Genomic DNA, 9915 nt, shown 5'->3' with positions numbered 1-9915 from the left:
TTTTTCCGGCCTGCTGCTCATCGGCATTTCTTCGCTGATGCTGGCTCCCGTGTTCCACCGCATCCTGCACCGCTTCCACGTCGACGAGCACGACGCCGACCCGCCGCGCCGCACGCGCTAATCCTGCGACAGGATCAGTTTGGGCTCCCACGCCTCGGCCAGGCTGCGCCGTGCCGCGCGGGCGGCTGCAAGCGAGGCCGCGTTGATGACCGCGAGGCGGAAGCCGCCGGGCGGCATGGCGTGGTCCTGCGGCGGCTTGTGCTCGTGAAAGGTGATCTGCAGGCTCCTGACCTCCGGCATGGCGCGGACCTTGGCCTGCAGCGCAGCCGGGGGATGGCGGTAGGCGCCGCCATGCCGCGCGAAAAGCGGCATCGAGAAGCCGTCACGGCGATTGGCGTCGGCGAAGTCCCAGCGTCCCGCCGCGTAAAGCCGCACCAGCGCCTCCACCCAGCCCGCGCCATAGAGATCGCACCACTGGTCGGCAAAGCGCAGATGCGCCTCGATGATGACGCCGCCGATGGTCTCGAAATTCATCATGCCGGTGTAGCCCGCCATGTGGCCTGAGACCCAGCCTGCGAGCCTGGCGGCGAGATCCGGAAAGGCCTCGGCATGGACTGTCCAGTAACGGAACGTGCCATCGTCCCACGTCGTTCCCGTCGCATGGCGGAGCCAGACGATGCGGCCATTCTCGACCGCACAATCGGTGGAGACGTGGTCGCCCCCGAGCAGCGGCATCCACATATGGCCCGGCTGGTAATGGATCTCCATCTCGGCGGCGGAGCGGATCACCCGGCTGCCGAGCCCCATGCCTTTCAGATTGGTGACCGGCTTGGAGAAGACCGGGAAAGACGCCGGCATCACGCCATGCGGCGCGGCGGCGAGCCCCTGCGTCTCCGCCACCTTCAGCTTGTCATAAATCCAGCGATGCGCCGGAAAGAGCTGCCAGCAATCGGGATCATCCGTCGGAATGCCGACATGATCCGGACACGGAACATGTTCGAAATACTGCAAACGCCACGGGTCGCGTTCGAGAACCGGCATGGGCGAAGATTAGTGCATGATCCGAAAGAGTGGAACCGCTTTTGCGGTCAGAACATGCGCCAGCACGCCCATGCCGGGCTGCAATCACGGCTGCTTGATTTCCCAGATGATGTTCACATCCGCCGCAAGCGTTTGCTCGCCGGCTGCCACCGGAACGGGCGCTGCATCCGCCTTCATCATTGCGGCGCCGCGCACGAAGGGCAGGGGCGGCGGCACCGCGGAAGAGCCCTCGCTGATCTGCATGACGTTGCCGAGTTCGACGCCCATGGCCCTGGCATAGAGCTTGGCCTTGCGGGTCGCGTCCTGGGTGGCGAGCTTGCGCGCCTCGTCCATCGCCTCTTCGGGCTGCGAGACATCGAAGCTGACGCCGCTGATCTGGTTGGAGCCGGACTGCACCATCTTGTCGAGCAGGGCGCCCAGCGTATCGACTTTGCGCAGCTTCACGGTGACGTTGTTGGACACGTCATAACCGACGAGCTTCGGCGCCTGGCCATTGGAGAAATCGTAGCGCGGCTGGACGGAGAAATTCGAAGTCTGGATGTCCTTGTCCTCGATCCCCGCGTCCTTCAGCGCGGCGAACAGGCCGGTCATGGCCTTGGTGTTGGCGGCCAGCGCCTCGGCGGCGGTCTCACCTTGCGTCGAGACGCCGGAGGTGACGAAGGCGATGTCCGGCGTGCTGCGGACTTCGCCATGGCCGGTCAGCGAAACGATCCGGGGCATCTTGCCTCCATCGGCGAAAGCGGGGGAAACGGCGGCGAGCAGGCCCATGACGGCGGCTGCGGCGAAACTCAGGCGTGGCATGCGGTTCTCCTTCGGAAGGGGGTTTGGATGGGCACAGATTGCGGCGTCAGTGGGGCATCAACGAAAGGGCGGCTCGTCGAAGCTGCGGAGCTTGCGGGAATGCAGCTGGCCCACATTGCCGCGCAGCTGCTCGATGGTTTCGAGCCCGATCAGCAGATGCTCGCCCACGGCCCGGTCATAAAAGGCGTTGGCGGCTCCCGGCAGCTTGATTTCGCCATGCAGCGGCTTGTCGGAGACGCAGAGCAACGTGCCGTAGGGCACGCGGAAGCGATAGCCCTGGGCGGCCAGCGTGCCGGACTCCATGTCCACTGCGATGGCGCGGGAGAGGTTGATGCGGCGCAGCTCCTGCGTCCAGCGCAATTCCCAGTTTCGGTCGTCGTTGGTGACAACGGTGCCGGTGCGCAGCCGCTCCTTCAGCGCGTCGCCCTGTTCGCCGGTCACGCGGGCGGCCGCCTGCTGGAGCGCCACCTGCACTTCGGCCAGGGCGGGGATGGGAATTTCCGGCGGCACCAGTTCGTCGAGGATATGGTCCTGGCGGAGATAGCCGTGCGCCAGCACATAGTCGCCGATGCGCTGGCTCTGGCGCAGCCCGCCGCAATGGCCGACCATCAGCCAGCAATGCGGGCGCAGCACGGCGAGATGGTCAGCGATGTTCTTGGCGTTGGAGGGGCCGACGCCGATGTTGACGAGTGTCACGCCGCCATGCCCGTCCCCGCGCGACAGGTGATAGGCCGGCATCTGGAAGCGGTGCCATTGCGATCCGGCAATGATCGCTTCCGCCTCGGCCCGGGGCATGCCCCGCGTGATCTTGCCGCCGCCGGGCAGGTAAAGCACGGACCACGGGCTGTCTATAGACAGCTGTTCGAGGCCCCACTTCACGAACTGGTCCACATAGCGGTGATAATTGGTGAGCAGGATCCACGGCTGAACGCCGCGCCAGTTGGTGCCGGTGTAGTGCTGCAGACGCTTCAGCGAATAGTCGACGCGCACGGCATCGAACAGGGCGAGCGGCAGCGGGTGGCCGGGCTTGTGCGTCCACTCGCCGTCCGGCACTTCGTCGCCCACCTGGGCGAGCTTGGGCGCGGGAAAATGGAGCGTGAGTTCCGCCGCCGTCACGCCGTTGCGCCCAAGGTCATCGCCCTGGTCCAGCACGTAAGGATAGGGGATTTCCTGGTCGGAGGGCTCTACGGCGATGGCCGCGCCATAATCCTTCACCAGATAGCGGAGCTGTTCGATGAGATAGCGGCTGAAGTGTTCGGGGTGGGTGACGGTCGTGGCATAGGCGCCGGGGCCCTGGAACTTGGCATAGGCCCGGGCGATTCGCGGCTGCACGCCGCCGGAGCGGTATTCGACGCGGAGCTCCGGATAGATGAAGCTGCGGCGCTCATCGATGGTGGGCGGCACGCGCGTGTCGAAATAGCGTTCGAGGCAGTCCTTGAGCCTGGTGGTGGACTGGCGGTAGAGATCGACCAGCCGCTCCACGGCGGCTTCCGGCGTCAGGTCATGTTCCATCACCGGAGCCTATAGCATGGCTCAGCGATTTGCTGTAGCCATCCCGTTCCGTGGGGGCCCATAGCTCAATGGTTAGAGCTGACGGCTCATAACCGTCTGGTTCCAGGTTCGAGTCCTGGTGGGCCCACCACGATATCTACTTCAATAGCGCGGCATTCTTGCGGTCACGTCCGGCAAGCGGCTGGTCCAGATCGTCCTTGTCGATTGCCTTGGGTGGTTCGCCTTTCCATCACCAGAGCAAACGGCGGCGGACCCATGTCACCGGAGCCGCCAAGGTGCGGACCCTGCCGGCGATGCGCACGGACATGACGGGGCGCCTGCCATGCGGCACTGCCGCGCGTCATCACAGGGGCTGTTTCAGGCCCCCAAATGTTTCTCGTCGACGCGCACAGCGACACCCGCGGTGGCGATGACCGTTGCCCCGCCGCGCTCGTCATCGGGCACATCGAGGCCGCCCTTGACGACCTTCACGGTGGCCTTGCCCACGGGCAGGCTTGCCGCCACCTTCTCCTGATCAACCATCTCGGGTTTCTGCACGCCGATGGTGACCTCGATCTCGAGCGCCGAGACGTCGATCTTCAGGGTGCGCAGAAAGATGAGGGAGGAGTGGTGGATGCAGTCCTGCACGGCGCGCAAAGCCGCCTTGGTGTAGTCGCCGCCATGCATGTCATTGCCATGGCCCATTTCAAGAATGATGCGTTTCAGGGCCATCAGGCATTCTCCAGATCAAGGTAGACCACGGCCGCGGCATTGGCGATCACCGTGAGATTGGTGCCCTCGTCGTTCATGATCTCGAGGCCGCCCTCCACGACCTCAATCTCGCGCGTGCCATAGGGCAGCGCTTCGGCCACGGCCGCCCTGTCCACGAGTTCCGGCTTCGGCACGCCGACCAGCACCTTCACATGCATGTCTTCGGGAGCCTTGCCGAGTGCCGGAGCGATGGTGAGTGAGTTGCGCCACAGAGCGTCCTTCAATGCCCTTATTGCGGTCTTGGTGTAGTCGGAGCCGCGCAAATCGGTTCCCATGCCGAGCTCGACGACCATGCGTTTCAGCGCCATGCTGTATCCTCCCCAAAGCTTAGAATTGAACACCCTTGGTGAGGGCGCCGTCAATCACCAGGTTGGTGCCCATGGTGAAGCTCGAGGCCGGGCTCGCGAGGAACACGATGCCCTTGCCGATTTCCTCCGGCGTCGCCATGCGGCCCGTCGGGTTCAGCGCCAGGGCCTGCTTGAACAGGTCAGGCAGGTTGGTTTCGATATAGTTCCAGATGCCATCCTTGAAATAGACATTGCCCGGCGACACGGAGTTCACCCGGATGCCCTTGGGCGCGAGTTTATAGGCGAGGCCCTGAGCATAATGGATGAGGGCCGCCTTGAAGGCCCCATAGGCGGGGGACGTGAAATCCACTTCGCGGCCCGACACGGAGGAGACCACCACAATCGACGGCCACCTGGACTTTTCGAGATAGGGCAGGGCGGCATTCACCGTGCGCACCGTATGCATCATGTCGATGTCGAATTGCGCCTGCCAGGAGGCTTCGGAGTCCTCCGCCGCCGCCAGCGCCGAGACATTGGCCACCACGATGTCGACGCCGCCCAGCGCCCTGGCGCTGTCCGCCACCCAGCCTTCGAGCGCCTGCTTGTTGCCGACGTCTATCGCCTGGCCGAAGGCCTTCACGCCCTTGCCTTCGAGACCGGCGACGGCGGAGGCCACCTCAGTTGCGTTGCGGGCGCAGATCGAGACATTGGCGCCTTCCTCCGCGAAGATGTCCGCGGCGCGCCGGCCGATGCCCTTGCTGCCGCCGGTGACCAGAGCGTTCAGTCCCTTGAGACCCAGATCCATTGCCGTATTCCTCCCTGTTATGTGTGTTCTGTTCAGTTGCCGAGATAGGATTTCAGGATCGATGCGCCGAGCGTGTATTTGGGATCGACCATGTTGCCCACCCGCATGCGCCCCGCCTGGGTGAGCAGGAAATAGGCCTCAAGCTCGTCGAAACCATAGTCCGATGCAAGCCAGCGGGTGAGTTCGCGATAGGCGATGCGCGCGGCATCCTCCATCGGGCGGGCGGAGCCGATGGTCATGATCATATCCGCGGTTTCAAGCCGCGGCCAGGCGATGCGCCAGTTCTTGATGAGGTCCACCTGGATCGTGGTGGTCGACGGCATCTCCACCGCCACGCCGCAGAGCTCGCCATCGCCCTGCCGGCCATGGCAGTCGCCGAGGTAGAGATAGGCATCCTTGTGCAGCACGGGGAAGTAGACGACGGCGCCCGGCGCCACGTCGGGCAAATCCATGTTGCCGCCCCAGTAATCCGGCTGCAGTGAGAGCACCGCCTCGATCTGCGGGGAGACGCCCAGCGTGCCGATGAAGGGCTCGTAGGGCAGGGTTATGCGGTCGTTGAATTTCACGCCCTGCTCCGTCACGTGATACTTCATCACGCGTTCGGGCAGCGGCGGGTTCAGCATGGCCGTCTGGCCGTTGGACACCAGCCCGCCGAACTCGGGGATCAGCGCCGAGGTGCCCACCGGCTGCGCGCCGCGCGGCAGGATCGAATGAATGTGGACGCACAGCACGTCGCCGGGCTCAGCGCCCTCCACCGCGATCGGGCCGCACTGCGGGTTGACGAAGGGCATGTTGAGCTTCTGCGAGGGCAGGTCCTGCTCGGTCTTGATGGCGCCACCGAATGCGTCCTCCGTTTCCGCCACCACCAAGTCACCCGGGCGGATCGTCATCACCGGCTTGGCATAGGGGCCATAAACATAATGGTACTCGCCCTGCACCGCCTTGTTCAGCAGGTGGGTCTTGCCCGCCTTGCCGCCCGCCACGGCCTTGCGGCCCATGTAGCTCTGTTCCAGCCACGTCATGACAATTCGCCTCCCTGATATTGCATGTGCGAAGAAAGCCGCGTCTGCACTCGTATCGATCGTCGGGGCCGGTGCATGGCCCATGCCAAGATGCGCTGCAACACCGCTTGATGCGACTTTGACAACATCGTGCGAGGACGGCAATGGGCCGGTTTGGCTTGACAGAAATTTTCGTTGGCCCTGATATGCGGTTTCCGCAGGGGAGGCCATGCCGATCTTATCCGCGCAGTCCGAGCATATTGGCGAGTTGGTCCGCGTCGCTGAAGGCCATGCCACGGCGCGGGACGAGCTGATCGTCGCCTCCTGGCGGCGCTGCATCTCCAGCCATCGGCTCGATCCCACCGTGATGCGCCCCGCCGTGATCGTGGAGGACCGCGAGCTGCGCGAGCACCGCGACGCCATGGAGGAGCTTCTGCGCACCGCGCGTTTCGGCGTGGAGGCCTTGTACCGGCAAGTTGCCGGTCTGGGTTATGTGCTCCTGCTGACCGACAGCCAGGGCATCACCGTCGATTACATCGGCGACGAGGCGACGACAGATTACCTGCGCGAGGCCGGACTCTATCTCGGCGCCGACTGGAACGAGGCGCGCGCCGGCACCAATGGCGTGGGCGCCTGCATCGCCACCGGAGAGGCGCTGACCGTCCATCAGACAGACCATTTCGACGCGACCCACATTCCGCTCAGCTGCACCGTAGCGCCGATTTTCGATCCGGCCGGCAACCTCTCCGCCGTGCTGGATATCTCAGCCCTGCAATCGCCGCGCGAGAAGTCGAGCCAGTTCCTGGCCCTGCAGATCGTCAAGAGCTTCGCCCACCGCATCGAGACGGCGAACCTCATCCGCGCCTCATCGCGCAGCTGGATCGTCAAGCTCACCTCCAACCAGGCGCTGGCGCAGGTCGATACCGAATATGTGCTGGCGCTCGATTCCTCGGGCCGCATCACCGGCTTCAACCAGCATGCCCGCGGGCTGTTCGCCGAGGAGATGGGCACGAACTGGCGCGGCGCCACGCGGGCGCTGGGCCGGCCCGTCTCGGATTTCTTCGACTGCGAGATCGACGGTCTCACGCGCTTTGCCACCACCAGCGCCATCGAACGAAATGTCATCCGGCTCTCCACCACGGGGCGAAGCCTGTTCATCCAGGTGGTTCCGCCAGCCACCATCCGTGTCCGTCACACGCCTGCGCCCGCCGAGGAGTGCAAACTGCCCGCGCCGCTGAAAGCAGTGGCGGGCGAGGAGCCGTCCGTCCAGCGCAACCTGCGCAAGCTGTCGCGCCTCATCAACACCAACATGTCGATCCTGGTGCAGGGCGAAACCGGCACGGGCAAGGAGTTTCTCGCCAAGGCCATCCATCAGTCCAGCGCGCGCGCACAGGGGCCTTTCATCCCCGTCAATTGCGCCGCCCTGCCGGACAGCCTGATCGAAAGCGAACTCTTCGGCTATGAAAGCCATTCCTTCACCGGCGCTTCGACCAAGGGCAAGAAGGGCCTGATCCGCGAGGCCCATGGCGGAACCCTGTTCCTCGACGAAATCGGCGACATGCCGCTTACCCTGCAGACGCGCCTTCTGCGCGTTCTGGCGGAACGCGAGGTTATGCCGGTGGGCGGTTCGCGGCCCGTGCCCGTCGATATGCGGGTGATTGCCGCCACGCATCAGGACCTCCTGTCGCTGGCGCGCCGCGGCCGCTTCCGCGAGGACCTCTATTTCCGGCTGAATGGGGCAATGATCGCGCTGCCGCCGCTGCGCGAAAGGTCGGATCTCGCGTGGATCGTCGCGCGGCTTCTCGAAAGGCGCGGCACGGGCAAGCCGAAGACGCTGTCGATGGAGGCACTGGAGGTGCTCGCGGCCTACGACTGGCCCGGCAACATCCGCGAACTCATGAACGTGCTGGATTTCGCCCATGCCGTGGCAGCGGACCCCTGCATCGGGATGGATGACTTGCCCGAACAGGTGTTCCGCAAGATCGGTCTCCACACGGTGAAACCCTCCGGAAACGACCCCGTCGATCGCGAGATCGGGCAACTCCAGGAAGAGCTTCGCCGCGCCAACTGGAACATTTCCGCAGCCGCCCGGCAAATGGGCGTGGACCGCACCACGCTGCACCGCCGGATGAGGCGGCTTGGCGTGGTCTTGCCGCCCCGCATCCTCTGAAGCGCGCCACAGGTGTGGCGCCATTCGCCACACTTGCTGCACTCTTCTTCGCAATTGCACAACACTTTGCTGCGCTGCTCTTTTCGAAAAGACGAAATTGTAAGTTTACACCAGGTTTGGCACGTGGCTTGCTCAGAGGGGTTTTGAACAACAAGAATATCAGGGAACGAATGGGAAGCGCCATTGGCATTATCGCCAATCCTGTCTCCGCGCGTGACATCCGCAGGGTGATCGCCAATGCGACTGCCTTGCAGATCACCGATCGCGCCAATATCGTGCTGCGCATCCTGTCCTGCGTGAAGGCCTGCGGCGTGGACCATGTCTGGATGATGCCGGAGAACGGTGGCATCCGTCATCACGTCCGCCGCGGCATCGACCGGGCGGAGAACCAGGGCCAGACTCATTTCCCCAAGGTCGAACATCTCGACTACAAGATTTCCGGCACGGTGGAAGACACGCTGAAGGCGGCCCGCCTGATGAAGGAGAAGGGCGTTGCGACAATCGTGGTGCTGGGCGGCGATGGCACGCACCGCGCGGTGGTCACGGCCTGCGGCGAGGTTCCCATTGCGGGCGTCTCCACCGGCACCAACAATGCCTTTCCGGAGCACCGCGAGCCCACCATCACCGGGCTTGCCGTGGGGCTTGCGGTGACAGGCAAGGTGCCGGCCCCGGATGCCTATCTTCCCAACAAGAAGATCGTGGTGCGTGTGAACGGCCATGAGGAGATCGCGCTGGTGGACGTGGCGGTGGTCACGGAGCGCTACATCGGCGCGCGCGCCCTCTGGCGCACCGAGACCTTCCGCGAGCTATTCGTCACCTTCGCCGACCCCGAGGTGATCGGCATGTCGGCCATCGCAGGGTTGCTCAGCCCCGTCTCGCGGCTTGACGGGGGTGGCCTTCATGTACGCCTCGCGCCCGAGGACGAGGCCAACATCATTCTCGATACGCCCATTGCGCCAGGCTACATGCGCGGCATCGGTATTCGGGATTATGCGGCGATGAAGCCCAACCACAAATACCGCCCCTCGATTTCCGACGGGTCCATCGCGCTCGACGGAGAGCGCGAAGTTTCCTTCACGCGCGAAGACGATGTGACAATCGAACTCGTGCCCAACGCCTTCAGGACCGTGAACGTCAGCGGCTGCATGCAATACGCCGCGCGCCACGGCCTGATGAGAATGAATCCGCAAGAACCGAACAAGGGAGGACAATGATGACTGCTCCGAACAGCACGGCCGGGATATTCCCGCTCGACAAGAAAGGCCTTCTCGAGGCCTATCGCACCATGAAGACGATCCGCGACTTCGAGGAGCGCCTTCACGCCGAGTTCGCCAAGGGCGATATTCCCGGCTTCGTCCACCTCTATGCGGGTGAAGAGGCCGCCGGAACCGGCATCATGATGCATCTGAACGAAAAGGACCGCATCGCGTCCACCCACCGGGGGCACGGTCACTGCATTTCCAAGGGCGTCGATCCCAAGGGCATGATGGCGGAAATCTATGGCAAGGTTTCGGGCTCCTGCCGCGGCAAGGGCGGCTCCATGCACAT

General features: G+C 64.3%; 10 protein-coding genes and 1 tRNA gene. 4 read left to right on the top strand and 7 right to left on the bottom strand.

The genetic code is table 11. From position 1 onward, the window contains the following. Positions 1-117 precede the first annotated feature (117 nt). The 3 genes from IOC69_RS09490 to IOC69_RS09480 form a co-directional block, all read right to left on the bottom strand. On the bottom strand, positions 118-1041 hold the full coding sequence (locus IOC69_RS09490; RefSeq protein WP_290543306.1) for a hypothetical protein: 924 nt from the start codon (positions 1039-1041) through the stop codon (positions 118-120). A gap of 84 nt (positions 1042-1125) precedes the next feature. Next, the gene (locus IOC69_RS09485; RefSeq protein WP_290543305.1) at positions 1126-1842 is read right to left on the bottom strand and encodes an SIMPL domain-containing protein; all 717 of its coding nucleotides are present in this window, start codon (positions 1840-1842) and stop codon (positions 1126-1128) included. A 57-nt stretch (positions 1843-1899) separates the two neighbouring features. Beyond that, positions 1900-3354, bottom strand: coding sequence for an AMP nucleosidase (locus IOC69_RS09480; RefSeq protein WP_290543304.1), 1455 nt, complete (start codon positions 3352-3354; stop codon positions 1900-1902). Positions 3355-3408: 54 nt separating this feature from the next. On the opposite strand from IOC69_RS09480, the gene IOC69_RS09475 reads away from it, so the two are divergent. Further along, positions 3409-3484, top strand: a tRNA-Ile gene (locus IOC69_RS09475). A gap of 227 nt (positions 3485-3711) precedes the next feature. Here IOC69_RS09475 and IOC69_RS09470 read toward each other — a convergent pair. The 4 genes from IOC69_RS09470 to IOC69_RS09455 are packed head-to-tail and all read right to left on the bottom strand — an operon-like array spanning position 3712 to position 6218. Continuing rightward, positions 3712-4065 carry a Lin0512 family protein gene (locus IOC69_RS09470; protein ID WP_290543303.1) on the bottom strand — a complete coding sequence of 118 codons (354 nt, stop codon included), beginning with the start codon at positions 4063-4065 and terminating at the stop codon, positions 3712-3714. After that, positions 4065-4412, bottom strand: a complete 348-nt coding sequence (locus IOC69_RS09465) for a Lin0512 family protein (RefSeq protein WP_290543302.1) — start codon at positions 4410-4412, stop codon at positions 4065-4067. Before IOC69_RS09465 ends, IOC69_RS09470 begins: the two co-directional genes overlap by 1 nt. A gap of 19 nt (positions 4413-4431) precedes the next feature. Then, on the bottom strand, positions 4432-5196 hold the full coding sequence (locus IOC69_RS09460; protein ID WP_290543301.1) for an SDR family oxidoreductase: 765 nt from the start codon (positions 5194-5196) through the stop codon (positions 4432-4434). A gap of 32 nt (positions 5197-5228) precedes the next feature. After that, positions 5229-6218 carry an acetamidase/formamidase family protein gene (locus tag IOC69_RS09455; RefSeq protein WP_290543300.1) on the bottom strand — a complete coding sequence of 330 codons (990 nt, stop codon included), beginning with the start codon at positions 6216-6218 and terminating at the stop codon, positions 5229-5231. A gap of 208 nt (positions 6219-6426) precedes the next feature. Here IOC69_RS09455 and IOC69_RS09450 point away from each other — a divergent pair, with 208 nt between their 5' ends. The 3 genes from IOC69_RS09450 to IOC69_RS09440 all read left to right on the top strand — a co-directional run. Then, positions 6427-8367 (top strand): sigma-54-dependent Fis family transcriptional regulator, encoded by a 1941-nt coding sequence (locus IOC69_RS09450; RefSeq protein WP_290543299.1) that lies wholly within the window; start codon positions 6427-6429, stop codon positions 8365-8367. A gap of 170 nt (positions 8368-8537) precedes the next feature. Then, on the top strand, positions 8538-9581 hold the full coding sequence (locus IOC69_RS09445; RefSeq protein WP_290543298.1) for an NAD(+)/NADH kinase: 1044 nt from the start codon (positions 8538-8540) through the stop codon (positions 9579-9581). Then, on the top strand, positions 9578-9915 hold a 338-nt coding region (locus tag IOC69_RS09440; protein ID WP_290543297.1), incomplete at its 3' end, for a thiamine pyrophosphate-dependent enzyme. The genes IOC69_RS09445 and IOC69_RS09440, both read left to right, overlap by 4 nt.

Origin of the sequence: Aestuariivirga sp. (assembly GCF_020252405.1) — a bacterium.
Lineage (GTDB): Bacteria > Pseudomonadota > Alphaproteobacteria > Rhizobiales > Aestuariivirgaceae > Aestuariivirga.
The sequence above is the reverse complement of the archived record's forward strand: the minus strand, read 5'-3'. Positions and strand labels throughout refer to the sequence as shown.